Raw genomic sequence first — 26,301 nt, 5'->3', positions numbered from 1 at the left:
CGGTGCAAATTCTGGAAAGACCGATCGCTGATCTGGTCTTTTCGGTGTTCCTGCACGTGGTAGTTGATCGAGGTGCTTGTATTGCAGAAAACAACGACACGACAACGAAAAGGTACCTTTGTCCTCATAGTGATCGGCTTAGCAATCCTCTTGTTTATAGGTTTGTTGCTGAGCTTGTTTACCGGAGTAGCTTCGCTGCAAATTCGATCATTAGTGACGCATTGGCTATCGGGTGAATACTCCAAGGAGCTCTTGATTTTCCAAACCATCCGCGTTCCGAGAGCAGTGCTGGGAGCCATTATCGGGGCGAATTTGGCTGTGGCAGGTGCCGTGATGCAGGCCGTTACTCGCAATCCGCTCGCATCCCCGCAAGTATTTGGCGTGAATGCGGGGGCTTGTCTGGTGGTCGTACTCGCGATTGTGTTTTTACCGGATATCGGGAAAGCCAATCTCATCTATTTTGCATTTGCTGGAGCGATTCTTGGAGGACTTGTTGTCTTTGGATTCGCAGCTTCCCGCGGGATGACCAATCTCAAGATCGCTTTGGTAGGAATGGCCATCCACCTGCTGCTCACCTCCATTACGAAGGGAATCATCATCTTTAACGAACAAATCTCGAATGTATTGTACTGGTTGTCTGGCTCCATTAGCGGAGCAGCTTGGACGGATGTGCAATTGATTTTGCCATGGTCGATGGCGGGACTCCTTCTGGCGATCTGGCTGTCCAGCTCTTTGTCAGTGTTTCGACTGGGGGAGGAAGTCGCGATGGGGTTGGGACAAAAAATCGCCCGCGTCCGACTGCTGTCTTATGTTGTGGTCGTTATTTTGGCAGGCGCCTCTGTTGCTGTCGCCGGGGCTGTTGGTTTCGTTGGACTGATGGTTCCACATATCGCAAGGAGGCTCGTGGGTACGGACTATCGGGTCGTTATCCCTGTGTCTGCGCTTGGTGGAGCTGTCTTGGTCACAATCTCCGATGTACTGGCTCGCTTGATTTCCTATCCGTTTGAGTCTCCTGTAGGAATTGTAACGGCTCTCCTGGGAACCCCGTTCTTTCTGTACTTGGCGAGAAAAAAGGGGAGGGAAATGGTATGACTTCGCGAAAAAACACCCTGCTCCTGGTTGGCCTCGGCGCCTTAGTCTTAGCGGCAGCATTGCTTAGCATGGGGATCGGCCCGATCTTTATCGGCCCTGATCAAATCATTCGAGTGATTATGGGAGAATCTTCGTCGCTTACGTTTATGATTGAAAACTATCGATTGCCGCGGGCGTTGCTCGCGATTCTTGCTGGAGCGGGCTTCGCGATCGCTGGTGTGATTTTGCAAGGAATGATCCGTAATCCGCTGGCATCTCCGGATGTCGTAGGGGTAACCAAAGGCGCGGGCTTGTTCGCGGTTGTTGTCATCATTCTGTTTCCGACCGCTTCACCGCTTCTTCTCCCGATTGTCGCGTTTTTGGGAGCACTGGCGGTAGCGATTGCCCTCATCTATTTCGCTCGGAAAAGCGGTGCACAGCCAACTACATTTGCCTTGGTCGGCATGGGAGTAGGGGCGATCTGCCAAGCGTTGACGGAATTCATTATGGTGAAGTATCCGATGCAAGCCAATGATTCTCTTGTCTGGCTGGCTGGGAGCTTGTGGGGGAAAGGCTGGGATGAAATTTACGCTTTGCTGCCGTGGCTGCTCGTATTCATTCCCATTAGCTTTGCCCTGCACCGAAAGCTGGACATTATCAGTCTGGATGAAGGGAGCTCTACGGGGCTCGGACTGAATGTCGTGCGAACACGCTATATGCTCTTGCTGCTCGCGCTTGCATTGGCAGGCGCAAGTGTAGCGGCGATTGGCTCGATCGGATTTGTGGGATTGATTGCACCACATATGGCGAGAAAGCTGTTCGGTCATCAGCATCGTTATCTATTGCCAGGTGCGGCGGTTTTGGGCGCGTTGATTCTCGTCATTGCAGATGCATTGGGGAGGGGACTGAATCCTCCGATCGAGATTCCCGCGGGTATTGTGACGGCGGTCATCGGTGTTCCATACTTCTTGTATTTGGTGCGTCAAGAGAAGAAAAAGTAAAAAGAAAAGCCATCTTTTCCTCTAGCTTTGGAGAGAAAGATGGCTTTTTTCTATTCGGGCTCTTCTTCGAAAAAATCACCTTGTTCCAAGGTATACACAAAATTTTGCAACCATTCGTAATACTTTTTTGCATGTCTGAGCTTGTGCAAATCTTGGAGGGCGAGCTTTCGTTCCTCATCAGAGGTACTTTCCAAAAGGATCAGCTCGGTTAATTCAGGCAGTGCCTGGTCGATGGCACCGGTCATTACATCGACTTCACGCTGCAGCTTGAATGTGAAGAAGTTTTGAAACGCTGTGTAGAAGTTGGTCTCCGCCGCATACAACTCTTTTCGTTCCTGCTTTTCCTCGAGTTTTTTGACCATGCGAGATTCCATTAAGGATCTCACTGCATAGCTCATGTTGCTTTTGCTCATGTTCATCTGTGTTTTCATCTCGTCGAGCGTCATCGGACGATTCTCGAAGAACATGACACCGTAAAGCTGACCAGAGGAATGAGTAGCGCCATACAAGTCCATCGTTTCCGCTATGGCTTCGATCATTTGTTTACGAATATGGAGGCGTTTTTCTTCTCGTACATTTTCCTCGTTCAAAGACATGCGAATATTCACTTCCCTCTCGTGCCACCGTCATCAATTATTTCGTTCAATGCTTTTTGTATGATACTTCCATTATAGCAAAAAATTTTTCTACACAGTGATAAAGCTATTGTTATGAGCATTTACGTAATCTTAATGCTCAATTAACAGTGGTTTCATGGGCGAAACACAATGCGAGTGTACAATAATTTTTGAACGAAGATGGTTTTTATCCGATACTTTCTTTCAGAAAAGGAGAATCACCGTGAAAATCAAGTGGAATGTGATGGCAGCAACGTTGGTCGTTACGAGTTTGTTGGCAGGCTGTGGAGCACCGAAGACAGAGGGAACAGCATCGAGCAGTGGGCAAACCGGTTCGGAGGCTGCTGTGTCTAACGCATCTGGAGAAATCAATGTGTACACGGCAATTGAAGATGAACAGATCAAGACGTATCTGACTTCTTTCAAAGAGCAGTATCCGGATATCAAAGTAAACATCGTTCGTGACTCCACTGGCATCATGACAGCCAAGCTGATTGCCGAGAAGGACAACCCGCAGGCTGATGTGATCTGGGGACTGGCTGCTACGAGTCTCTTGGTGATGGATGATAGGCAAATGCTTGAGCCATATGCTCCCAAAGGAGTAGATCGTGTACTGCCTGAATTCAAGGATAAGGCCAACCCGCCGAAATGGGTAGGCATGGATATTTGGGAGACAGCCATTATTGTCAACAAAGCAGAGATGGAAAAACGCAATCTGGCCATCCCACAGTCGTACGAAGATTTGGTCAAACCAGAATACAAAGGCTTGATCGCGATGCCTCACCCTGCTTCTTCTGGAACAGGCTACTTGACCGTCAACGCCCTGCATCAGTTGTACGGCAAGGACAAGGCTTGGGCATACATGGACAAGTTGCATGAAAACATGATGGTCTACACGCACTCTGGCTCCAAGCCAGCAAAGATGGCGTCCGCTGGTGAAGCGCCAATCGGTATCTCTTATGGATACAGCGGCATTAACGAACAGAAAAAAGGAGCGCCAGTCGAAGTCGTGTTCCCGAAAGAAGGCTCGGGCTGGGATATGGAAGCAAGCGCGCTCGTAAAGAAAAAAGACATCAAGCCAGAAGCAAAATTGTTCCTCGACTGGGCGATCAGCGATGAGCCGATGAAGGAATACAACAAGAACTACGCGATTTTGAGCATCAAGCAAGAAGGAAGTCAAATTCCGGAAGGCTACAAACAAGACCCTGTATCGCAGTTGACCAAGCTGGACTTGTATCAAGCAGCAAGAGACCGCGAAGGCATTTTGAAAGAGTGGGAGCAGAAGTACGGCTCCAAGGCTGAACCGAAAAAGTAAAAAATAAAGGGGCATTTGTGATGGAGCAAGGCTATTTGTCATTACGCAATCTCGCCAAGCGATTCGGGAAGCACACAGCGCTTCAGGACATTCAACTGGACATTGCCAAGAATGAATTCATCTGTCTGCTCGGACCGAGTGGCTGCGGAAAAACAACGTTGTTGCGCATCCTCGCAGGACTGGAAAAAGCGGATCAAGGGAGCGTTGTCATTGCCGGGAAAGACATTACCTCGCTGCCAGCAGGGAAACGGAATTTTGGCATGATGTTTCAATCGTACGCGTTGTTTCCGAATTTGACGGTCAGTGAAAACATTGCTTACGGATTGCGTAATCGCTTCTCCAAGGCACAAATTGCTGATCGGGTAGAGGAAATGCTTCAACTGGTTGAGCTGGGAGAACACCGCAACAAAGTCCCGACTCAATTATCAGGAGGGCAGCAGCAACGGGTAGCACTGGCGAGGGCCTTGGCGTTTTCGCCGGACTGCTTGCTCTTGGACGAGCCATTATCTGCGCTGGACGCCAAGGTTCGTGCCAAACTCAGGAACGAAATTCGTCGGCTCCATCATCAATTCGGGATGACGACGATTATGGTGACGCACGATCAGGAGGAAGCATTGACGATGGCGGATCGCATCGTGGTCATGAACCAGTCGCGCATCATTCAGGTCGGTACGCCAAAAGAAGTGTACGAGCGTCCCAAAACGCCATTTGTCGCTGATTTTATCGGAGCTATTAGCTTTATCCAGTCGGATAAGCACTCGGATCAGGCTATGCTCGCCATCCGTCCGGAGCATGTCCAGTTGCTGCGTGACGGTCATGAAAAAGGCAGACAAGGAATCGTGCGCGAGTTGGAATATCGCGGTACGCATTATCGGATTGTGGCAGAGTTGATCGGTCCACAAGGTACTTTGTTGCAACAGTTTGTCACGATTGATGTCCCGGCACATGCTATGGTGTCTCATCATGTTTGGCCGGATCAAAAAATTGCCTTCACCCTGCCGCCAGAGCATGTCATTCGTTTTGATGATACGGCAGACCTGGCTGTTGGCTAAGGAGCGTACACGATATGGACACCTGGTTAAAACGAATACGCCCTGATGCCAACAAATGGAGCCAAAATGCGATCATCGTTTGCATGACCATCGCGCTGTTGTTCGCCATACTGCTGCCGCTTGGTGAGCTGGTGATCAAGGCAGTTACAGATCAGGACGGGAATTTTATCGGGCTCATGCATTTTGCCAATTACTTCTCTACGCCGGCTCTCGTGATGTCATTGTGGAATTCCATTAAGGTGTCGACGGTAACGACGATCATTGCCGTTACGTTAGGCTTCGGATTTGCTTACGCACTGGAGAGAAGCGCGATCCGCGGCAAATGGTTTTATCGGTCTGTTGCGCTCTTGCCGCTATTCGCACCCTCTATGCTGCACGGCTTGGCGCTCACCTACTTGTTTGGCAATCAAGGGCTGATTTCTACCGGATTTTTTGGTCTGTTGCCGGAATTCCGCATTGAGCTCTACGGGCCCATCGGGATTGTGATGGCGGAAGTACTCTATACGTTTCCGCAGGCGTTTCTGATGCTGTCGGTGGCACTCGCAAGTGCAGATTACCGGATGTATGAAGCGGCAGAGACGCTTGGGGCGTCCAAGTGGCGCAGATTTTGGACGGTCACGGTACCGGGAACGAGGTTTGCGCTGATCAGTGCCATTTTTGTCTGCTTCGTCTTGACCTTTACCGACTTCGGGGCTCCCAAAGTGGTCGGCGGGCAGTACAACGTGCTAGCGACAGATTTGTACAAGCAGGTTATCGGGCAACAAAATATGCAAATGGGTGCGGCCGTTGGGGTGCTGCTGTTGATACCAGCTGTGATTTCTTTCGTGATCGATCGCATCTCCCAGCGTAAACAGAGCGGTTGGTTGAGCGCGAAGTCCATCCCTTACCGAATTGAACGCAACAAACTGCGGGATGGGTTGTTTTACGTGCTTTGCTCCGCCGTGTCCGCTGTGATTATTAGCATTATCCTGGTTGCTATTTACGGCTCTCTCGTAAAAGTGTGGCCGTACAATCTGTCCATTTCCTTTGCGCACTACGAAGACTTTTTGGATGGCAAAGGACCGTTTGTGACGAGCTTGCTTATCGCGTTTGCCACGGCTTTGATTGGCACAGTCGCTACTTTTTTGTTCGCGTATCTCATCGAGAAGTCACGGGGGCATCGTCTGCTGCGTCAGTCAGCGTATTTTCTGTCCATGCTGCCGCTTGCATTGCCAGGACTCGTGCTCGGTTTGATCTACGTATTCTTTTTCAACAATCCGAATCAACCATTGCACGGCATTTACGGCACGATTTGGATCGTCATTTTGTGTAACATCGTTCACTTCTACTCGGTTTCTTTCCTGACGATGACGTCTGGTCTGAAGAAGCTAGATAGCGAGTTCGAGGCTGCATCAGAATCGATGAATGTGCCTTGGTATCGGACATTGCTGCGGGTTACGGTTCCGCTGTCATTGCCGACGATTTTGGAAGTGTTCCTCTACTATTTCATCAACAGCATGGTGACGGTCTCGGCCATTATCTTTTTGTATGCACCAGACCTGAAACCGGCTGCGGTTGCGATTGTGAATAAGGAGGACTCAGGCGATATCGCGCAAGCTGCTGCGATGTCCACGTTAATCATCGTGGCGAATCTGTTGGTACGTACCGCGATCATGTGGACTTCAGTCAAGATTCAGAAAAGAACGGATGCGCTTCTCGTCAGGACGAAAGAGTAAAGCCAAGTCCGATTCAAAATGGAATGCAGGTGGAAAAGATGCCCGACTTACTTGTTAACAACAAGAGATATACGGTCAAAGCGATTTTGTTCGATAAGGATGGTACTTTGCTGGAGTTTGTGCGGCTCTGGGGGTACTGGAGCGAATCCGTACATCGTCATTTTGCCAGCCAGCTTCCGCAGCCGGCTGAGATCGCTCCTCTCGCAGAGCTGTGGGGGACTGTTCACGACGAAGACGGGCAGGTATGCGACTACAGCATCAATGGTCCGTTAGCGATGGGCTCGACTAGCGATTTGCTTGCGATCCTGGCATGGCAGGGATATCGTCAGGGACTATCGTGGGGAGAATCAATGCGACTGGCGAGAGAGTGCAAAGAGCGAGCTTATCAGGATATGGAGCAGACTCGTCCTGCCTATCCCATTCCGGGGCTGATCCCGTTCCTCGAACAATGTCGCGACCACGGAATGTTTATGGGGATTGTAACCGCAGACGAAACAGAGGAAGCGATCAAGCATATGGAATGGATGGGCATTCGCTCTTATTTTCCAGTCATTATCGGGAATGATCAGGTAGAGCGTGGCAAGCCTTATCCGGACATGGTGGTAAAAGCTTGTACCCAATTGGGCTTGAAGCCGAGAGAAGTCGCTGTCATCGGCGATACGAGCGGCGACATACGCATGGGGAAAAGTGCAGGTGTCTCGGTGACCATTGGCATTGTGAGCAAGGAAGACTTTTCTGATCGGATACAAATCCTGGAGGAAGCAGAAGCGGTGATTTCCTCCTATACGCAACTGAAGGTGGAGGCATCACGGCATGAATGAGGGGATCGGGTGGGGATGGATTCTCCTCACATTCGCTATTCTGTTGGAGCTAGCAGGTACGACTTCGATGAAACTATCTGCGGGCTTTACCAAGCTGTGGCCATCCATTCTGATGTTTCTGTTGTACGGTGCGAGCTTTACTCTGCTTAATTTCGCACTCAGCTATATACAGGTCGGAGTCGCTTATGCGATCTGGTCTGGTGTCGGGATTGTTTTAATTACATTCGTCGGTATTTTCTTATTCAAAGAAATGATCAATCTTCAGCAAATGCTTTGGATGTCACTCATTGTGATTGGTGTCATTGGTCTGAAAGTCAGCAGCAAGGTCGTGTAAAAATCATCAGTCGGACTCTATCAATCTGATCGAAATGAGGTGCGCGTTTATTATGAAAGTGATAAACAAAACGATGTCAATGGTACTGGGTGTTACGGTTGCCTTCATGGGAATGACTCAACCTTTTATGATCCAAGGCGTTCAGGCAGCAGGAGAGCAAACCGTCACGATGGACAAGCAAACCTATTTGTATGGTCAACCGATGTCCTTGTCGTATACAGGAGCTTCCCTGAAGGATTGGATCGGACTGTATAAAGCAGGTGCCATTCCACAGGGCAGTAACCCTTCTCTCACTTGGCTATACACGAGTGCAGCCGGTCAGCCAAACGGTACGATGAACTTTACGAAGTCATTGCCAGCAGGTGAGTATGAGGCGCTGTACATGCAAAATGACGGCTACAACATTTTTCAGCGTGCTCCTTTTTCGATCATTACCTTGAATCCTCCATCGGGCATTACTTTTGTCGATACGGATGACGATGCAGACCAGATCGCAGGCGATGTGAAAATCAAAATCCCTGCTGATCCTGCGAATGTGACTCATTACAATCTGTACTGGGGAAATGATGTGGGAAAGCTGCTAGGAGAGCCGATCATCGCACAAGTGCAGCCTCCAACTACGCCAGGTGAAACGTATGCGACCTATACAATCCCAGCTAACACGGTCATTCCAAAGGGCGCGACGAAGCTCCTCGCTTACTCGGATTCAACTGCGGGTGAAACGACAGCGAGCGCAGAGTTTACGATCCCAGGGATGGTGAAAGAGAAGCCATTGGTCAGTTTCGAAGTCATCACTGACATGCATGTGCAAACCAGCAAGGATCACGTTCATAATAAAAACCTCGAAGATGCCCTCAAGGATATGGTTGCGCTGAATCCGGACAGTGACGGACTCATGACCACTGGTGACATTACCGAGAATGGAACCGAAGCGCAATATATGGAGATGGCCCGGATTTTTAACATGTACAAGGACCAACTCCCGGAAACGTATTTTGTGCAAGGGAACCACGATGTTCGCTGGGGGGACTGGACGCAGTTTTCGGAGCTGTTCCACAAGTACACCAACATGAAGTCCAGCTACTACAATGTGTGGATTAACGGCTACCAGTTCATTTTCCTTGGCACGGAAAAAGGGCTGAAAGACTACTCCTACTTATCGGAAACGCAGTTGAAATGGCTGGACGAGAAGCTGGCTGAGTCTGGGGGCAAGCCGACGTTCATTTTCCATCACCAGCCGCTGAAGAACACAGTAGCCGGTGCCAATGATGGCTATCTCAAAAGCAATTACTGGTACGGTGTCAGACAAGATACGGAAATGAAAACGATTCTGGCGAAGCATCCTGGAGCTTTCCTGTTCAGTGGACATACACACTGGGAGTTGGGTGCGAAGGATACGATGTACAACGCCAAATACGCCACGATGTTTAATGCGGGCGCTACCTCCTATTTGTGGACAGACGCCAACACAGGCAAGGACGGAAGCCAAGGCTTTTTCGTGGAAGTTTACGGCGACAAAGTCCTGGTAAAAGGCAGAGATTTTAAAAACGACACGTGGATCGCCAATGCACAGTATGAAATCGATCTATCTGAGAAAATTCCAGTGGTAGACCCTTCTTCCGATCCAGATTTGACCCTGAGCAATCCTACGGTTCAGATGGTGAAAGAGAAGTACCTGTCGTCAGATGCGATTGAGGTGGCTTACACGAGCTCGGTAAGAGAAGACTGGATCGGTATTTTCCCTACAGGTACGAAGTTGGGCAAAAATGTAAAAGCAATCGCCCAACAAAAAACGAGCGGCGTGAAGCAACCAAACGGAACGGTCTCATTCAAGGATTTGAAGCTCGCTCCGGGCAAATACGATGCGATTTATGTCGGGGAAGCCGAATATCGCTCAGATAACGACAATATTGAACTCGGTAGAGTTACCTTTACCATTGTCGATGAGACGCTGGCACAAGCACCACAGGCGGTATCCTTTACCGATGCGGACACGAACAAGGGTGTGATTGGCGGGAACGTCACGATCACTCCTGCGGCAAATGAAGCGAACATTGACGAGTATGTACTCTACTGGGGGAACGACGAAGGCAAGCTGTCCGGTCAGTCAGCGATCGCATCTGTAGCCAAGACAGGAGATAAGGTCATCTACGCGATCCCGAATGGAACGGCAATTCCGGATGGCGCGACGAAAATTCTCGCTTTCTCCAAGCAAAAGGACACAGAGTCTGAGGACTTTGCTCAAGCAGCACTGAAGGATGCATTTACCGAAGTACCACCAGTCACACCACCGGTAGATCCGCCTGTACTCACGCCAGATGAGCAGTTGCGCCAAGCCAATCGCGCTGCTGCTGAGGTAATTAAGAACGCTACAGATGAGGATGTAGTAGAGAAGCAAGCAGAGAATGCGATCAAGCAATTGTCCAAGCTGATCAAGGACGACAAGCTCAGTGATTCTACGCATCTTGCTTTGGTTTCCGATGCAACGGATACCGTTTTGGCAGCGATGGTTTCCAAGTGGAAAGAGGATATCGTCGATGAGGATCAAGTGTTAGAACAGACCTACTCGCTGTTGAAGGATGCTTTCTTGCCAGTTGTTGATGAGATCGAGAAAAACGATCAAGAACAATGGGAGCAAGCAGTAAAAGTCATGGCTCATGTAGCAGAGACGACGATTGCCAAACTGGATAAAGACGATCTCTCTGAAAAATGGGTGAAAAAGCTGAAAGAACCGATCGCGGAGCTTTTGACACAAGTCAGCACGATCGAAGCAGACGATAGCGAAAATACGGAGAAGGTAGTCGCTCAGATCGAACGCTTTGCCCAAGCAGTAGAGGCCATCGAGACAGCGCTGGACAAGCAAGCACCGCTGTTTGCCTTGGAGAAGACAATCGAGATTCGCATGGGCGGCACTCGTCATGAAGTGCGCGCAGCGAAAAAATCGAAGGAAGAAGAAAAATCTTCGATGACACTAAGTGGTGATATCGTAGATGCATTGGCACAAAAGCAAATCAATGTGGCCCTGGTGAACAAGGAAGACGCAGGTGTATGGCTGTCCAGCGAGCTTCTCAAAGAGCATGACGGTGCGGATATCCACGTCGAGCTCTCGAAGCCGGACGACATCAAAAAGCCTTCGAAATCGGGCAATGCCAGCGATATGTACGAAGTTCGCCTAGAAGCAGACAACCAGGAATTGAAGAGTTTTGACAGCAGGACTGTCCGCATGATTCTGCCGTACGAGCACAAGGAAAAATATTTGACGGCTCAGTACTATGATGAATCGAAGCGAGTATGGAACGTCCTCAAGACCTCCAAAGGCAAAACAGTCGATGTCATCAAAACGGGTGACCGCGCAAGCTTCGAAATCGAGGAGCCGGGCATCTACATGGTAGCAAATACAGGTCTGCAAAGAGTGAACGTTACACCAAGTAGGGCATCCCTGTTGCCGGGTGAGAGTCTCCAGCTCGAGGTGACCGGATGGTTCTCGAACCGTACCGAGCAGGATTTGACTGACGGAGAGAGCGGAACCGTCTATGAATCTGACAACAGCAGCGTCACCGTGGATGAAAACGGCTTGATCGAGATTTCCGAGGATGCGCGACCTGGTAAAAAAGTTACCATCAAGGTGAGCAACGGAGAAAAATCGACCAAAGTGACGTTCACGATTGCAGAGGTCAAGAGTATCAACCTGTCCGCCAAAAAGAGTACAGTAAAGCCTGGTAGTACGGTTCAAATGAGCGTATCGGCTACCATGACGGATCGCAGCCGACGCGATATGACCAAGGAAAGCACAGGAACCACTTACAGTGTCGTGGAAGCGGAATATGCTGAGATTAGCGAAGATGGTCTGGTAACCGTCCATGAGGATACGCCGGACAAAGCCACCGTGACGATTGTTGCCGAAAACGATGGTCATACAAGCGAGTACACGTTGAAAGTGAGAAAATAGTTTTACCGATTTACTAGGAAGAGCCTGACCAGTGATGGTTGGGCTTTTTTCATCATAATTTAGCGTGCAGCGGCTCATGCTACTAGTGGCAGACTCATTCCCGATCATTTCCTTCCATGGTAAACTGTCATGTGAGTGTAAAGATTCATCCATTCTTTCCTACTAGGTGGTACATACATGCGGTCTATATGGAAGATTTACAAAACGGACTGGATTAACATTTTCAAGGTTCCGACTGGGATTTTTCTGATCATCGCCATCATTCTCCTTCCTTGTTTATACGATTGGATCAACATCAAATCAGTATGGGACCCTTACGCCAATACGCAAGGTGTCAAGGTGGCGGTGACGAGCGAGGATCAGGGAGCCACGGTTGGCGATCAAAAGGTCAACATCGGAGACGAGCTCGTAAAGAGCTTGCATAACAACCAGAAACTAGGGTGGACCTTTGTGGACAAAGAAGAGGCCAGACGGGGCGTGGAGAGGGGCGATTATTATGCCAGCATCCTTATTCCAGCTGATTTTTCCACAAAAATCACGGGAATTGTCCATGGCAACCTGAACAAGCCTGAAGTGATTTATACGGTCAATGAAAAAGTGAACGCCGTCGCACCCAAAATCACCTCGTCAGGTGTTTCAGCGATTGCCAAGCAGATCAACGAGAGTTTTACAGAAAGCGTCAGTGAAGCCTTGCTGACGAAGCTTACGGAGATCGGCATTAAAATTGAAGAGCAATTGCCGACCATCCGCAAAATCGAGAGCGGCGTTTTCCAACTGGAAAAAAGCTTGCCTGAGATTCGTGCCGCAGGGCAAAAGGTGTTGGAGATTGAGAAGAAACTTCCCGAGATTCACGAGAAAGCGCAGATCATTCTGGAAGTGGAAAAAAGAATCCCCGAAATCAATCAAGCAGGGCAGGCCGTGCTCAAAATCCAGCAAAACTGGCCGAAAATCAATGAGGCGGCGTCGGTCATTATCGCGATGGAAGACAAGCTGCCAGTGATTGAGCAAGCCGTTGGACGAATTGAAGAGCTCGATCAAAATTTTGATAAAGTCGCAAACGCAGTGACTACGGCCACAGAAAAAGCGAGTCAGGCTATTGAGATCGTTTCGGCTGCTCAAGATGCGTTGCCGCGTATCGCTGATCTGACTGATAAGGGTGCGGCTGTGGCAGATCAGCTCAATGACTTTTTTACGAAGCATGACGGTGCTTTTGAAACGATTGCACCACTGATCAAGCAAAATCTCATCTTAGCCCAGCAAGCATCGGATGCGCTCACACAACTTACAGACAGACTGTTGCAAATCAATCCGGATCGCCTGCCTACTGCCAGTGAGGTAAATGCCGTGAAAGACAGGTTATCTAGAGCCGTGAATGTTTTGGGGCATACCGCATCGCTTGTAGAGAAAGTAAACAGTTATATTCCTGGACAGCCATTGAGTCATTTCGCAGAGAGGCTGCGCACGATTGAGAACAGAATGAACCGGCAAATCGAGATTCTCGGCACGATTGCAAGCGCGCTGGAAAAAGGCAAGCAGCCTGCGAAAGATTTGGTGGAGAGCTTGAATCAGCTCTCGAAAAACACCAGCGCGGAATTGGGAGACATCCTGTCCCGTTACGATAGCGAAATCGTTCCGAAAATATCCGAGGGCATTGAAAGGCTGAAGGTGATCACAGGAGAATCTGCTGATCTACTGCATAAGGCCCAAGAAAAACTTCCGGATATCGAATCGATTCTTCAAGAGACAAAGACGGGCTTGGAACTGGGATTGGCAGAATTGAAGCGAATCCAGCAGGAGATGCCGCAAATACGGGCGCAGGTCCACCAGCTGGCCCAAACGCTCAGAAGTAAGTCGGATGCTTTTGCAAATGCCATTCGCGTAGCAGCTCCGTTCTTGAAGGGGAATCTTCCTACTATCGGGAAGAAGCTCGACGAGGCAGCGGCATTCGTCCAGAACGATCTGCCTAAAGCGGAGGCGAATTTGACCAAGCTGGCTGATTTTGTGCGCTACAAGCTCCCGGAGGTGGAGGCAGGAGTCCACAGAGTTGCTGCATTGGTTCGCGACGATCTGCCTAAGCTGGAGAGTGCCATTGGGCAGGCCGCCGACAAGCTGAGAGAAGTCGAGGCGAACAACAACTTCGCCGATCTTGCCAAGCTATTGCGCGGCGACATTAAAAAAGAGAGCGAATTCCTCGCAAGTCCCGTGCAGATCAAGGAAAACCGCCTCTACCCGATACCGAATTATGGTTCGGCCATGTCACCATTTTACGGTGTGTTGTCTCTCTGGGTAGGTGCGACCTTGTTGATTTCCCTGTTGAAGCCGAATGCGGAAAATCCGGGCGGAGTGTACAAGCCGTATCAGCTGTACCTGGGCCGCTTGGGGACGTTTGTGACAATTGGGCTGTTTCAGGCGTTGTTCGTCACGCTCGGTGATATTTACATCCTGGGGGCCTATGTTGCGGATAAAGCTCCGTTTGTGTTATTCGGTATGCTGGTCAGCCTGGTTTTTGTCACGATTACGTACACGCTGGTGTCCGTTTTCGGCAACGTGGGCAAAGGCATTGCGATTATCTTCATGGTGTTTCAATTCTCTAGCTCGGGCGGTACGTTCCCGATCAGTATGACCTCACCGTTTTTCCAAGCGCTGAACCCATACATGCCTTTCACGTATGCAATCAGCCTGTTACGTGAAGGGGTGGGCGGCATCCTCTGGGAAACGGCGATCCGGGATATACTCGTATTATTCGGCTTTATTGGTATCAGCCTGTTTGTGGCGCTCGCGCTGAAGCGTCCGTTGAGCGGAATCATTGAAAAGTCGATGGAGAATGCGAAGAAGACTAAGATTATTGGGTAAAAGGACACTTTTTTAAGGTGTCCTTTTTTCTTGAACAGGTACCGAACGTGTTGTCAGTCGGGCAGCAGATGCCAGCCCCAGTATAACGATGAACGTCTGAAGGAGGAGGGAAACGGTAATACCAACAGAAAGTGAAAACTCAAAGGCAGTCATCACAGACACGATGGCTCCTCCTACCCCAATGACAATCGCTGGTGTGAACGTATCGGCGATAGATATTTCAGCAGATACTTTTCCTTCTTCACCAGGTTTTGCAAGAGAAAACGCCATAGCGCCACTTGTCGGGTGAGCCAAACCGATTCCGAAGCCCATAATGATCTGGCTAAAAATCGCGACCACGATACCGAAAAGGTCTTGTTGAATCAATGTCAGGGGTACTGTGCCAGCGACTCCGATGAGCATAATAACGAGGCCTGTGATAATTCGTTTTTTTCGACCGGCTCCTTGGTCTCTTTTGTCCAGCTTTGCTTGTACATTGGCTGCCAGCGACCAACTGATTGCTGCAGAGGCAACAGCTAAACCAGCTTTGTCGGCGGTTAATCCTAAAATCGAAGTGAGTCCAAGGACGAGATACGTTTGTGTGCCGTAATAGGCAGCGACAAAAAGACCCCGAGACGCGATGACAGCAGGTAAGCCTGAGCGTGCGACGAGCGTTCCTTTAGGCATCAGCTTATATAATGGGACACTGAGGGTGAGCAAACCCGCGACGGATAGCAGGAAACCGTAAATGGAAGGAATTTTGCCCATACCAAAAAGTAAGGCACCAGTCCCTAGGGCCAAGAAAAAAGGCAGAAGAAGACTACGATTGTTTGCCGCGCTTGCTTTTGGCGGCTGTAAGCCTCGGAAAGAGGGGGTGGTTAAGAGTGCAGACAGAAAGATAAAGGGAAGGATCAACCAGAAGACATATCTCCACGACATCTGTTCAGCAATAATCCCGGCGACATACGGTCCGAACAGGCCAGGAAGAATATAAGCGCTAGAGAAGACAGCAAGAATCTGAGGGCGAAGGGAATCGGGGTAACGCAAAGTAATCATGGTATACACGCAATTGACCAAGGCACCAGCTCCGAATCCTTGCATGACTCGCCCAAGCAGTAAAGTAAGCATATCTGGCGCGATTGCAGCCACTACAATGCCAACAGCAAAGAGCACGATAGTGACAATGAAAGGCTGGGCAGGCCCTTTCCTGTCGACAAATTGACCTGTGACCACGGTTCCAATCAACTGAGCCAACAAATAAGCACTGAATACCCATCCATAAAGATCCTCACCCTGTAGCTCTCGGGAAAGACCGGGGGCGATTGTCGTGACAGCCAAGCCTTCAAATGCTGTAGCAGTCACCACAAGAATAATACCAATCGTCAACGCTCGGTAATGCGTGCTCCAAATCCCTTCTGTGCTCATCATGTTCACTCCTTTTTTGTATATATTCCGCCTTGGAAGTTGTTATAAAAACTGTTGCTACAACAACTAATTATATACAAAAAATGACATCCTGCAATATGTTTTGTTTTTACAAGTTTTTCACGTTCTCATAAATGATATTGAGTGTTCTTCGAAATTGGTTCACTTCTTCTTCGGTCAATCCTGCAATGGTTTTTTCGTACGCTTCAATGGAGGGTGGAAGGACCTCGTCTTTTAAAAGTCGCCCTTTTTCAGTCAGATAGACATGAAGCGAACGCCGATCCTTTTTATCCGTCACGCGATGAATGAACCCTCTTTCTTCCATGAGAAAGAGCATCCGCGCGATATTCGTTTTATCCTTGTAGGTGCGTTCTGCCAACTCGTTCTGGGTCAAACCCTCTTCTTCCCACAACACGACAAAAATCATCCACTGATCGATGGTGATGTTGTACGGATTGCATACTTTTTGATAATAGTTGTTCAGTTTTAAATCTGTACGTTTCACGATGACGCCGATATACTCATCTAATTTCATTGCGAAACCTCCTAGGTTAGGCAGTCAAGTCAACTGTTGATAAGACAACTATAAGGATGCCTCGGACAAGTGTCAATTTGCAGGGCTGATATGTTGAACGCATGAAAAAGCCAAATTTGCTCAAAATAACAGCGGATTCACTACATACCAAAAAAGGAGAAGGACTAAATGACTCCAATACTCAGGAAAGTAACACTGTTGATGATTTGCCTAGCTTTGTTTGGTGTACCGGCGATGGTTGTAGCCAAGGAAGCACAAAGAAACGGCCAGCAACAGGAATGCATAAAGCCGAAAGAAGTTAAGTTGCAGGGGGATATGAGGAAGCTCTGGGTCGACCATATGATATGGACAAGAGGCTATCTGATCAGTGCATTAGCAGGGCTGGAAGATCAAGAAAAGGTATTGGCACGGCTTTTGAAAAACCAGGTGGATATCGGAAATGCAATCAAACCGTATTATGGGGAGGAAGCAGGCAAAAAGCTGGCTGAGCTGTTATCCGAGCATATTGTGATCGCTGGCAAAATCATCGACGCAGCTAAGAAGGGCGATCAGGCAACTCTTGAAAAGCTCAACAAGGAGTGGTTTCGGAATGCAGATGATATCGCCAAGTTTTTAAGCAGTGCGAACCCTAATTGGCCCGAAAAAGATGTAAAAGAGATGATGTATACGCATTTGAAGCTGCTCTCCGATAATCTTCAGGCGAGGTTGAAAAAGGACTGGGATGCAGACATTGCTGCGTTTGATAAAGGCGAGGAGCACATTATCTCAATGGCTGATGTACTGACAGCAGGCATCATTAAGCAGTTCCCGAATCAGTTCTAAAAGAATCTTTCCCAACGAAAAGAACGCCAGCACTTGTCGTATTCCGTGCTGGCGTTTCTTTCTTTTTAACCTTGTGCCGTCTTTTTCAAATAAGCTCTCCATGTGATGCACCATTGATCAGGATCATCGAGCACGGACTCTAGGACACGGTGACCTGTACTATTGTGCGGCGCTGTTTTGACGATCTCCGGATTCTCATAAGCTTCCTGTGAGATATGGGCCAGTGCCGCGACGTATTCGTCGAGCTCTGCCATGGAATAGGACTCCGTCGGTTCCAGCGTAAACGGCTCCGGCACAACGTACGGGTGGTGACTGGTCCAGTAATGGTGGGCAAAGTCGACCATGCGGCGCTGAACATCGTATGTCGTGACCCCCGTGTCTTCTTTTAACTGCTGCCAGCTATAGCGAACCTGCTCCAGGCGGCGGCCTTGTATATAGGGCGCGCTCGCGCCGCGGATTTGCAGGATTTTGTGATAGAGATAGTTGTTGTTGAGGCAAGCGATTTCGGCAACTTCTTTCAAGCCGTCAGCACCAAGTGCACGGACCCAAGCGTAGGAGCGCAGGACAGCAGGGGGTACGCCGTAAAAGCTGCGGACTTTCCCGATGCTATTTTTCAAATCACGCTTATAGAAGTAACGCTCTCCGTCGAAATCTACGATCGGTCCTGGCAGGAATGGCGCAAGCTCGGCAGTGACACCGATGGCACCTGTTGCAGGTCCGCCGCAAGCGTGTGGGACGGAGAAGGTTTTGTGCAGGTTGAAGAAGCACATGTCAAAGCCTGCTTCCAGCGCGCGGGTAATGCCGAGCAAGCCGTTGGCGTTTGCTTGGTCATAGCAGCACAGCCCCCCTGCGGCGTGGACGACGTCTGTGAACTCCTTGATGCGGGAGTTGTAAATGCCTGTATCCTCTGGATTCGCTACGGCAAAGGCAGCGGTTCGCTCCGAGACGAGGCCCTTTAGCGCTTCTAGATCAGGGTAGCCGTTTTCGTCGGCAGGTACATAAATGATTTTGAAACCTTTGACTGCTGCCGTTGCGGCTTGGGACGGGTGGGAAAAATGGGTGGTAATAAACTCGTTGCGCTGCTCCCCTTCGCCGCGAGATTCGTGGTATTTGCGCACGATAGAGGCTTGGGTAAACAATGCCTGTGTGCCGCTGCCTGGTTGGAACGAGAATTTGTCCATTCCCGAAATCTCGCGCAGGTACAGATCGAGGCGATACGTCATCTCCAGCATCCCTTGGACAGTGGACTCGTCTTGCAGCGGATGCAGCTCCGCCATTTTCGGTGAGCGCACGAAGCGTTCATTGATTTTCGGGGAGTATTTCATCGTGCAGGTGCCTTGCCCGATCTCTACGTTGAAATCCGACCCTAGAACCTCCTGCGAAATGCGGGAGTAATGACGGATCACGCGGTACTGACTGATCTCGGGAAGATTCGGCCGTTTTTTCCGGCGCAAGCTGTCTGGCAGCGAAGAGATGCCATCGCCAACGGTCTCCACGATTAGTGGCTCGACGGGTGGTACCTCGACGCCACGCTCACCGGGCTGGCTCAGCTCGAAAATGACAGGCTCATCCCACTTTGCTTGGTGGAAGCGGCGTACCTTATGGTCTCTCGGAATCCGTTTCATTTTGTCGATTGTTCCTTCGGATGTTTTCATGGTCGGTTTCCTCCTTTTTCGTTTTTACAAAATGCTTGTGATGGCAGTGACGAGCGTATCAATATCCTCCTGGGTATGAACCTCCGTGACGCAGTAGAGCGCACATTGACCCAATTCGGGGTAGTGTTCGGTCAAATCAACTCCGCCGAAAATTCCTTTGGCGAGAAGTGCAGCGTTGATGTCTTTGACGGTTTTGCCTGTTTGCGAGAAGTCGATCACGAACTCCTTGAAGAAAGGAGCGGCGAATTTGGCCTCGACCCCGGGAATGGAAGAGAGCTGCTTGGCTGCGTATTGGGAGCGCTGCATGATGCCTTGCCCGACTTCTTCCATGCCCACAGGGCCCATTGTCGCCAAGTACACGCCTGCGGTAATGCCCCATAGCGCGGTTTGTGTTCCGACGGACTCCTTGCCTTTTTCACGTTTGGCAAAAGAGGTGCGGTCGTACGCGACGTCTCCGAAGCCGTATTCGCCTTCGACCTCTGTCGGTGCGATTCCGAACAAGCGGGACGGATATTCCATGACGAAGGTCGGATCGTCATGCGTCGCGATAAAGCCGGATTGGCCGCCGCCGTAATGCATGTGTACGCCAAGCGGCTGCAAATCTCCGCACACGATGTCCGCGCCGTAATTCGCTGGAGCTTCCATCACGCCGAGAGAGATGGGATCGATGCCGACTACGCAAATGGCACCGGCTGCATGAGCCAAGTCCGCAATCATCTGTCCGTTTACTTCCACGGAGCCGAGGAAGGTCGGGTTTTCGAAGTAAACCGCTGCTGTATCTACACTGAGCTTTGCTTTTAGATCATGCAGGTCAAGTCTGCCTGTTTCGTTCTCAAAATCGATCAAGGTGACAGTAAGATCAGGAGACGTATAGTTTTTGATGATCAAGAGCTTGTCGGGATGGATATTTTTCGAGATCAGGAGCTCTGTGCGTTTTGTGATACGTGCTGCCATGCGCAGAGCAGTAGAAGCAGCCTGTGCCCAGTCAAAGGTCGGAACGTTCACGACATCCATATCGACCAGCTCAGCTACGAGGCTTTGGTACTCGAACAACGCCTGAAAGCGCCCCTTGTCTTCGTAAGGCTCACCAGCATACGCCGTCAAAAACTCCGCGCGGGAGTTGATTTCATCACAGACAGCCGGAACAAAATGGGGCCAGCAGCCTGCGCCGAGGAAGCTGATATTTTCTTTCGTCGTTTTGTTTTTGTTCATCAGCTGGTTGACGTGGCGCTCCAGCTCGTATTCAGTCAAAGCTTTCGGGATGTTCATTTTTTCTTTTAGGCGCAGCTCCCCGGGAATGTCGGCATAGATATCCTCGATGCTGGAAAAGCCGATTTCGGTAAGCATTTTCTCTTTGACTTCAGGTGCAGAATTCGGAATATACGGGTGGGCATAACGCTGTACGCTCATCTCATGGTTCCTCCATCTCTTCGTTGGAATATTCAGTCGGGGTAACGATCAATTAAGCCAAACCGCCGCCGTCGACGACCAGTACGGAACCCGTCACCCAGGATGACAGATCGCTGGCAAAGAACAGGACAGCATTGGCAATATCTTGCGGAGAACCGAGACGCTCCAGCGGGCGTCCTTGGGCGGAGGAGACGAGGAATGCTCCTTCTTCCTTTTCCAGCTGGCGCGCTTCTTCACGCAACAGAGGTGTGTCGGTATCGCCGGGTGACACGCAATTCACACGGATGTTTTCTGGACCGTGGTCAATCGCCATTGCCCGCGTCAGGTTGACGACGCCTGCTTTTGCCGCGCAGTAGGCCGCCGCCTTGTCACCGCCCTTGAGGCCCCAGCCAGAGCCTGTGTTAATAATGCTGCCGCCGCCTGTTTTCGCCATGACAGGAATGACGAACTTGGAGAGGTTGTAAGCACCCTTCAAGGAGACGTCGACGACCAGATCCCAATCGTCCTCTTCCAGCTCGACGACCGTCTTTCTTCTGATCACGCCTGCATTGTTGAATAAAATATCGATGCGACCGTACGCTTCCTCGATCGCTTGCGTTACCTCACGACAATCCTGTTGGGAAACTACATTGCATGTAAAATAACGGGCTGACCCGCCCTCGGCTACGATTTCTTGTGCCGCCTTTTTTCCGAGCTCCTCGTTGATATCAAGCAGCATGACGTTTACTCCGAATTGGGCCAGTCGTTTCGCTGTTGCAAGTCCGATACCGGAAGCAGCACCTGTCACCAAGGCTACCTTTCCTTGCAAATGGAATACCTCATTCGTGTTTACCATGGTTGATCACTCCCCCTAGTTGAAAAGTTTATATTGCAATCACTGTGCCAAGTGCGGAGTGAATCCCGCCGGGTAACATGTTCCTTGCTGGATCGCAAGAAAAGTTGATTTTACGAGGTTCCGACTGTGTCTCGTACCGTCATGGCGGTGACAAAAGTGGCAATGAGTTGTCATTGTTGGCAAACATCAGTGGTAAAATGTTTGTGAACTATCTAAATATTTCATAAAATAGAGAGCAAGGACAATAAGCAGGGAGGATATCCATGGTTTCGTTGGATCTGTGCAAACCAGCCATCGAAAAGGTCATTACAAGTATTTCAGATATATTGAACGTGGATGCTGCGGTGATTAACGAGCGCGGCCTCTTGGTCGTGAGTACGGAGCGCTACTTGAAACAAAAAGGCGAAAATGTGCATGTGCCCTCGATTGAATTCGTGCTGGCAAAAGGGCAGTATGTGGTAGACAAACCTGGCTCCATGGAAATGTGCAAAGGATGCCGTTTTCTCGACAGCTGCCCCGCCAAAGTCGAGCTGCTCTCTTCTATTAAAGTAGCCAATCATGCAATCGGGGTCGTTTCCCTCACATCCTTTACGAAGGAAGGTCAAAATCGCCTATCCAAGCATACAGAGAGATACCAGCAAATCCTGACAGAAGTCAGCGAGATGATTACGGCGATTGTACAGTCCCATGCGGTGAGACAGATCGAATCGTCTGATGACTCTATGCGGCTGTTGGAGGGAGCGCTCGATACCGTTACCGATGCGTATTTCACATTTGACCGAAGTGGCAATGTCATTCACACGAACGCCAGCGCACGTAGATTGCTGTCCCAGCATGAGCTGCTGCCAGCGGAGGTTTCACGGATGCTACTGCCGTCATTATCCGGGCTGGCCGCACATTCTTTGCCGATCGCCAATTGTCTCGTTGACAAGCTGGATGCTCCGACCGAGGCCACGCCGATCATCGTCAACAATCAGCTCATTGGCGGCGTGCTCCGCGTGCAGAGGGGATCGCTATCCGTTCCGCGTTTGATGGATCATCAAGGGAGCCGTTCGTCTGGCAAAGAGGATAGCCTTGCTCAAATCGTAGGAAACAGCTCAGCCATCAAGCAGGTCAAAGAAATGGCGATGAAAATCGGTAACAGCAGCTCCACGGTACTGATTACTGGCGAAACAGGAACAGGCAAAGGACATCTGGCAAAAGCGATTCACGAGGCAAGCACGCGCGCTTACTACCCGTTTGTCGCCATCAATTGTGCCAGCATTCCGGAAAATTTGTTCGAAAGCGAATTGTTCGGTTACGAGGACGGTGCGTTTACTGGAGCCAAAAAGGGAGGAAAGCCAGGACGGTTCGAAATGGCAGAGGGAGGTACGCTGTTTCTGGATGAAATCGGCGATATGCCGCTCTCGTTGCAAGTAAAGCTGCTGCGCGTCTTGCAGGAAAAGGTCGTGGAACGCATCGGCGGCACACGGTCGTTTCCCATCAATGTACGAATCATCGCGGCGACGAACCAGAATCTGGAGGAGCTCGTGGAGAAAAAAGCGTTTCGTGCCGACTTGTACTATCGGTTGAACGTCATTCCAATGCACGTCCCGTCTCTCGCAGAGCGCAAGGAAGACATTGAGCTCTTGGCCGTTTCATTTATGGAGAAGTACGGAGAGCAAGCAGGACGCACCTTCTTCGGAATAGCACGAGAGGCGATCAACCTGCTCACGCACTATCACTGGCCGGGCAATGTGCGGGAGCTGGAAAACGCCATCGAGTACGCCATGAACATGGAGCAAGACGCGGTTCTGACTGCGGACAGCTTGCCTCCGCGCCTTCGCGCTCGTCCTCCAGTGGCTCCATTACATTCAGGTCCAGCTATCAAAGCGAGGGTCGCCGATGCACAAGCAGACGCCATTCGCGCTTCGCTGCAAAAGCACGGCAGTGATTTGAAAGGAAAGCAGCGGGTAGCAGAAGAACTCGGGATTGGGCTACGCACCTTGTATCGGAAGCTAAAGCTGCTCGGTATTTAAGGAATTCAGGCAGGAGCTTGGTGTAAACTTGTGGGAGAAACGATGTGGGGGGAAGAAGCGTGAGTGAACTGAATTCCTTATTTCGGAAAAGAATCGGCATGCCAGAAAATGAAACGATTACGTTCGATACATTGGATCGCCTCCTTGATCTGACAGCATTGGCGATTCCTTTTGAAAACCTGTGCATTGTGGAAGAGCGAACGAGCGTAATCTCCAGACAGTCCGTTATGGAGAAGATACTGCTCAGAAACGAAGGCGGTCTTTGCTACGAGCTCAATCTGATGCTGTATTTCTTCTTGCTAGAAAATGGCTTTGATGCTCATCTGATTCGTGGAGTTGTTTACAGGCATGACGTTGGCGAGTATTACACGATTGGTCGAACACATGCCACGATTTTACTTACACATGAGGGACAAACGTATTTGCTCGATACGGGGTTTGGTTCGAATCTGCCGTTGAAGCCTGTTCCGTTAACCGGAGAGACCGTCTCTTCACGTAATGGTGAGTTTCGGATCAAGAAAGAGCAGACGGAGTATGGTGATTATGTACTCGAAATGAAGCTGCGGCACAAGGATACGGACTGGCGGATCGGTTATACGTTTGATTCGCAGAAGCTGGTGACGGATGAAATGGAATTAAACGAGATTCAGACGATTATCGCTGACCATGAACAGTCACCCTTCAACAAAAGCCCTTTGCTTACGCAGCTTACAGAGAGAGGCAATGTTACGTTGACGAATACGTCCTTTACGCAATGGGTGGATGGAATTGTTACCAAAGAGGAAATCGACAAAGCGAGATTCAAAGAGCTGGCGAAACAGTACTTTGGGTTGTAACAAAGCATGAATAACGTATGGCTGCTTAGCTTTGTCAGTTTTTTCACAGACATGGGTACATACATGGTTACCCCGTTAATTCCGATCTTTCTTGCCTCCTCGGGTCCTATGATTATTGGCATCATCGATGGGGTTTCCGAGGCTCTGACCAGTTTGCTCAAGTTCGTTTCAGGTTATGTTTCCGATCGTTCCAAGAAACGAAAATCGTTAGCCATACTGGGATATGGACTATCCGGGATCGGCAGGATATTCCTCGTAATAGCCAGTTCATGGGTAGGTGTTTTTGTCTGGAAGCTGATCGATCGTACTGGTAAGGGAATACGAACGGCTCCGCGCGATGCGATCATATCGGAAGCAGGAGGAAAACGAAAGCAAGGACGCTCATTTGGCTTGCATCAAATGATGGATATGCTCGGGGCGGCGATTGGAATCGGCATCGCATATCTCCTATTAACGATGGATGGAAATAAAGATTTCCAGAGTGTTTTCTTGTATTCAATGATTCCGGTCGGCATTGGCTTCTGCCTGCTCTTTGCCGTCAAGGAGAAGCGGGAAAATACGAAGGTGATTTCGCGTGAACCGAAAGCAAAACCGAGCTGGAAGAAGTTAAATCACGACACCAAGCAATTGCTTCTGATCATTATGCTGTTTACTGTTGCCAATTCGTCCAATTCATTTTTATTGCTGAGAGCAACTGATCTCGGGATTTCTGCTACGAGTGTATTGTTGCTGTATTTAGTCCTTCATTTGGTTGCTTCGATGTTTTCATACACATCAGGTGCCATTTCCGATCGATTCGGTCACAAAGTCATTCTAACCGTTGGCTATATCTTATATGGATTCGTATATATTGGATTCGGAATGGTGAGTTCGATAACAGGCTTATGGTTGCTATTCATTCTGTATGGTTTTTATATCGCGTTGACGAAGGGAATAGAAAAGTCATTGGTTGCGTCCTCCGCACCGAAAGATTTGAAAGCAACATCACTGGGCATGTACTCGATGGTTACAGGAATTGGTTTGTTGCCCGCATCCCTTCTTACCGGTTGGATATGGCAAGAGTTTGGTGCGGCGACCTCTTTTTATTTGAACGGTTGTATTGCCTTGGTGACTGCACTTATCCTGTACAAGGTGCTTTCAGGTAACAAACAAGATTTGTCTACGAATCAATAAGCGTAACAAGTTAGGCCACAGATATTTTTTCTGTGGCCTTTCGTCTTTATTCTTTAGCTTCTATCTCTACCAACAACTTCATCGGATCAACGGGTATACCATTTTCGAGAACCTGGAAAGCAAGATGCGGTCCCGTGCTGCGTCCCGTACTTCCCAACAGACCAATGAGCTGGCCTTGGGTCACAGTAGTGCCAGCGGTGACTTCTAGCTTTTCTAAATGAGAGTAAACGGTTTGATACCCGTCTTCATGCTCCAGAATGATCTGGTTGCCTTTCCCTGTTTTTGTATCGTACTCAGCCTTGAGTACCTTACCGGCCGCGGCTGCCTGAACTGGCGTATTCAAGTCGTTTAAGATTCTCAAGCCTATTGTTTGATCAATAGGGCTTTTGATTGTTCCTTCTGCGGGGATGACGAAGCTCTGCTCGTTCCCCAGCACTTTTTTTTCATCGGTCAAAGTAAAGATGCCTAAAGCCAAGACGACCACGATACCAGATAGGGTCCACGTATAAGCCCGTTTTTGAAAGTGACGAATCATCTCTATTCTCCTTTTCACCTGTTTTTTGGAGCTGGAGAACCCGGCTGTGAAGCGAATCTGTTTGGGACAGGCATACAGCTCGAGTATTTTGATCATGGTGTATCCGTAGCGAGGTACCTCTGTCTCCTGCAAATAAGTCAAAACCAAAGCATCACAAGCCATTTCCTGATCCTGACGCATACGGGAAGCAGCGTACCATAACAGCGGGTTGAACCAGTTGAGGATCAGCAGCACGCTCATGATGCTGTTCACAGGAATATCTCGTCTTTTCCAATGCGCCAGCTCATGCAAAAAGATGTGGCGCAGCTCATGCTCGTTGAGCTTGTCCAAAAGATTTTCCGGCAGCCAGA

Annotated in this window: 20 protein-coding genes (1 of these 20 cut by a window edge); 13 read left to right on the top strand and 7 right to left on the bottom strand. The window is 49.6% G+C overall.

What is annotated here, in order from left to right; translation table 11 throughout:
- The first annotated feature begins 81 nt into the window (after positions 1 to 81).
- On the top strand, positions 82 to 1,092 hold the full coding sequence (locus tag HP399_RS29850) for a FecCD family ABC transporter permease (RefSeq protein ID WP_173620455.1): 1,011 nt from the start codon (positions 82 to 84) through the stop codon (positions 1,090 to 1,092).
- Positions 1,089 to 2,072 carry a FecCD family ABC transporter permease gene (locus tag HP399_RS29845; protein ID WP_173620456.1) on the top strand — a complete coding sequence of 328 codons (984 nt, stop codon included), beginning with the start codon at positions 1,089 to 1,091 and terminating at the stop codon, positions 2,070 to 2,072. The genes HP399_RS29850 and HP399_RS29845 overlap by 4 nt, the downstream gene beginning before the upstream one ends.
- Before the next feature lie 50 nt (positions 2,073 to 2,122).
- Here HP399_RS29845 and HP399_RS29840 read toward each other — a convergent pair whose 3' ends face one another.
- Complete coding sequence (locus tag HP399_RS29840) at positions 2,123 to 2,668, bottom strand: GbsR/MarR family transcriptional regulator (RefSeq protein WP_173620457.1); 546 nt, start codon at positions 2,666 to 2,668, stop codon at positions 2,123 to 2,125.
- A 244-nt stretch (positions 2,669 to 2,912) separates the two neighbouring features.
- On the opposite strand from HP399_RS29840, the gene HP399_RS29835 reads away from it, so the two are divergent.
- The 7 genes from HP399_RS29835 to HP399_RS29805 all read left to right on the top strand — a co-directional run bounded on the left by HP399_RS29835 (position 2,913) and on the right by HP399_RS29805 (position 14,728).
- Complete coding sequence (locus HP399_RS29835) at positions 2,913 to 4,004, top strand: putative 2-aminoethylphosphonate ABC transporter substrate-binding protein (protein WP_173620458.1); 1,092 nt, start codon at positions 2,913 to 2,915, stop codon at positions 4,002 to 4,004.
- A gap of 20 nt (positions 4,005 to 4,024) precedes the next feature.
- Positions 4,025 to 5,056, top strand: coding sequence for an ABC transporter ATP-binding protein (locus HP399_RS29830; protein ID WP_173620459.1), 1,032 nt, complete (start codon positions 4,025 to 4,027; stop codon positions 5,054 to 5,056).
- A gap of 14 nt (positions 5,057 to 5,070) precedes the next feature.
- Positions 5,071 to 6,771 (top strand): putative 2-aminoethylphosphonate ABC transporter permease subunit, encoded by a 1,701-nt coding sequence (locus HP399_RS29825; RefSeq protein WP_173620460.1) that lies wholly within the window; start codon positions 5,071 to 5,073, stop codon positions 6,769 to 6,771.
- Positions 6,772 to 6,809: 38 nt separating this feature from the next.
- Entirely contained in the window at positions 6,810 to 7,592 is a 783-nt protein-coding gene (locus HP399_RS29820) for an HAD family hydrolase (RefSeq protein WP_173620461.1), read from the top strand.
- Positions 7,585 to 7,926, top strand: a complete 342-nt coding sequence (locus tag HP399_RS29815) for a DMT family transporter (protein ID WP_173620462.1) — start codon at positions 7,585 to 7,587, stop codon at positions 7,924 to 7,926. Before HP399_RS29820 ends, HP399_RS29815 begins: the two co-directional genes overlap by 8 nt.
- 52 nt (positions 7,927 to 7,978) lie before the next feature.
- Entirely contained in the window at positions 7,979 to 11,875 is a 3,897-nt protein-coding gene (locus HP399_RS29810) for a metallophosphoesterase (RefSeq protein WP_173620463.1), read from the top strand.
- 177 nt (positions 11,876 to 12,052) lie between these two features.
- Positions 12,053 to 14,728: a YhgE/Pip domain-containing protein gene (locus tag HP399_RS29805; protein WP_173620464.1), complete on the top strand. Its 2,676-nt coding sequence runs from the start codon at positions 12,053 to 12,055 to the stop codon at positions 14,726 to 14,728.
- 12 nt (positions 14,729 to 14,740) lie between these two features.
- On the opposite strand, the gene HP399_RS29800 is transcribed toward HP399_RS29805, so the two are convergent.
- Complete coding sequence (locus HP399_RS29800) at positions 14,741 to 16,132, bottom strand: MFS transporter (protein ID WP_173620480.1); 1,392 nt, start codon at positions 16,130 to 16,132, stop codon at positions 14,741 to 14,743.
- 109 nt (positions 16,133 to 16,241) lie between these two features.
- Positions 16,242 to 16,667 carry a MarR family winged helix-turn-helix transcriptional regulator gene (locus HP399_RS29795; RefSeq protein ID WP_173620465.1) on the bottom strand — a complete coding sequence of 142 codons (426 nt, stop codon included), beginning with the start codon at positions 16,665 to 16,667 and terminating at the stop codon, positions 16,242 to 16,244.
- Positions 16,668 to 16,835: 168 nt separating this feature from the next.
- Here HP399_RS29795 and HP399_RS29790 point away from each other — a divergent pair, with 168 nt between their 5' ends.
- A complete protein-coding gene (locus HP399_RS29790; RefSeq protein WP_173620466.1) occupies positions 16,836 to 17,489 on the top strand; it encodes a glycosyltransferase in 654 nt (217 codons plus the stop codon).
- Positions 17,490 to 17,554: 65 nt separating this feature from the next.
- Here the strand turns inward: HP399_RS29790 and gcvPB are convergent, their stop codons facing one another.
- From gcvPB to HP399_RS29775, 3 genes are read right to left on the bottom strand one after another with little or no spacing between them, the layout of a single operon-like run.
- Positions 17,555 to 19,144, bottom strand: a complete 1,590-nt coding sequence (gene gcvPB / locus HP399_RS29785; protein ID WP_173620467.1) for an aminomethyl-transferring glycine dehydrogenase subunit GcvPB — start codon at positions 19,142 to 19,144, stop codon at positions 17,555 to 17,557.
- 24 nt (positions 19,145 to 19,168) lie between these two features.
- Positions 19,169 to 20,554, bottom strand: coding sequence for an aminomethyl-transferring glycine dehydrogenase subunit GcvPA (gene gcvPA, locus HP399_RS29780; protein ID WP_173620468.1), 1,386 nt, complete (start codon positions 20,552 to 20,554; stop codon positions 19,169 to 19,171).
- A gap of 52 nt (positions 20,555 to 20,606) precedes the next feature.
- Positions 20,607 to 21,389, bottom strand: coding sequence for an SDR family NAD(P)-dependent oxidoreductase (locus HP399_RS29775; protein ID WP_173620469.1), 783 nt, complete (start codon positions 21,387 to 21,389; stop codon positions 20,607 to 20,609).
- A gap of 263 nt (positions 21,390 to 21,652) precedes the next feature.
- On the opposite strand from HP399_RS29775, the gene HP399_RS29770 reads away from it, so the two are divergent.
- Genes HP399_RS29770 through HP399_RS29760 form a run of 3 tightly spaced genes read left to right on the top strand, consistent with a single transcriptional unit; the run spans position 21,653 to position 25,416 of the window.
- Positions 21,653 to 23,407, top strand: coding sequence for a sigma-54 interaction domain-containing protein (locus HP399_RS29770; protein WP_173620470.1), 1,755 nt, complete (start codon positions 21,653 to 21,655; stop codon positions 23,405 to 23,407).
- A gap of 59 nt (positions 23,408 to 23,466) precedes the next feature.
- Positions 23,467 to 24,243, top strand: a complete 777-nt coding sequence (locus HP399_RS29765) for an arylamine N-acetyltransferase family protein (RefSeq protein ID WP_173620471.1) — start codon at positions 23,467 to 23,469, stop codon at positions 24,241 to 24,243.
- A 6-nt stretch (positions 24,244 to 24,249) separates the two neighbouring features.
- Positions 24,250 to 25,416: an MFS transporter gene (locus HP399_RS29760; protein WP_173620472.1), complete on the top strand. Its 1,167-nt coding sequence runs from the start codon at positions 24,250 to 24,252 to the stop codon at positions 25,414 to 25,416.
- Between the two features lie 46 nt (positions 25,417 to 25,462).
- Here HP399_RS29760 and HP399_RS29755 read toward each other — a convergent pair whose 3' ends face one another.
- On the bottom strand, positions 25,463 to 26,301 hold the 3' portion of the coding sequence (locus tag HP399_RS29755; protein ID WP_173620473.1) for a M23/M56 family metallopeptidase. 595 nt of this gene lie beyond the right edge of the window; only the last 839 of its 1,434 coding nucleotides appear in the window; its start codon lies beyond the right edge, outside the window — the gene reads right to left on this strand; the stop codon is at positions 25,463 to 25,465.

Origin of the sequence: Brevibacillus sp. DP1.3A (genome assembly GCF_013284245.2) — a bacterium.
In the GTDB taxonomy this organism is placed as follows: Bacteria; Bacillota; Bacilli; order Brevibacillales; family Brevibacillaceae; genus Brevibacillus.
This window is presented reverse-complemented; position numbering and strand designations above follow the sequence as displayed.

Coding starts and splice junctions, on each gene's coding strand:
- HP399_RS29845 (WP_173620456.1), top strand. CDS start 1,089: ATGACTTCGCGAAAAAACACCCTGCTCCTGGTTGGCCTCGGCGCCTTA.
- gcvPB (WP_173620467.1), bottom strand. CDS start 19,144: ATGAAAACATCCGAAGGAACAATCGACAAAATGAAACGGATTCCGAGA.
- HP399_RS29760 (WP_173620472.1), top strand. CDS start 24,250: ATGAATAACGTATGGCTGCTTAGCTTTGTCAGTTTTTTCACAGACATG.
- HP399_RS29770 (WP_173620470.1), top strand. CDS start 21,653: ATGGTTTCGTTGGATCTGTGCAAACCAGCCATCGAAAAGGTCATTACA.
- HP399_RS29840 (WP_173620457.1), bottom strand. CDS start 2,668: ATGTCTTTGAACGAGGAAAATGTACGAGAAGAAAAACGCCTCCATATT.
- HP399_RS29815 (WP_173620462.1), top strand. CDS start 7,585: ATGAATGAGGGGATCGGGTGGGGATGGATTCTCCTCACATTCGCTATT.
- HP399_RS29810 (WP_173620463.1), top strand. CDS start 7,979: ATGAAAGTGATAAACAAAACGATGTCAATGGTACTGGGTGTTACGGTT.
- HP399_RS29805 (WP_173620464.1), top strand. CDS start 12,053: ATGCGGTCTATATGGAAGATTTACAAAACGGACTGGATTAACATTTTC.
- gcvPA (WP_173620468.1), bottom strand. CDS start 20,554: ATGAGCGTACAGCGTTATGCCCACCCGTATATTCCGAATTCTGCACCT.
- HP399_RS29830 (WP_173620459.1), top strand. CDS start 4,025: ATGGAGCAAGGCTATTTGTCATTACGCAATCTCGCCAAGCGATTCGGG.
- HP399_RS29790 (WP_173620466.1), top strand. CDS start 16,836: ATGACTCCAATACTCAGGAAAGTAACACTGTTGATGATTTGCCTAGCT.
- HP399_RS29800 (WP_173620480.1), bottom strand. CDS start 16,132: ATGAGCACAGAAGGGATTTGGAGCACGCATTACCGAGCGTTGACGATT.
- HP399_RS29825 (WP_173620460.1), top strand. CDS start 5,071: ATGGACACCTGGTTAAAACGAATACGCCCTGATGCCAACAAATGGAGC.
- HP399_RS29820 (WP_173620461.1), top strand. CDS start 6,810: ATGCCCGACTTACTTGTTAACAACAAGAGATATACGGTCAAAGCGATT.
- HP399_RS29775 (WP_173620469.1), bottom strand. CDS start 21,389: ATGGTAAACACGAATGAGGTATTCCATTTGCAAGGAAAGGTAGCCTTG.
- HP399_RS29795 (WP_173620465.1), bottom strand. CDS start 16,667: ATGAAATTAGATGAGTATATCGGCGTCATCGTGAAACGTACAGATTTA.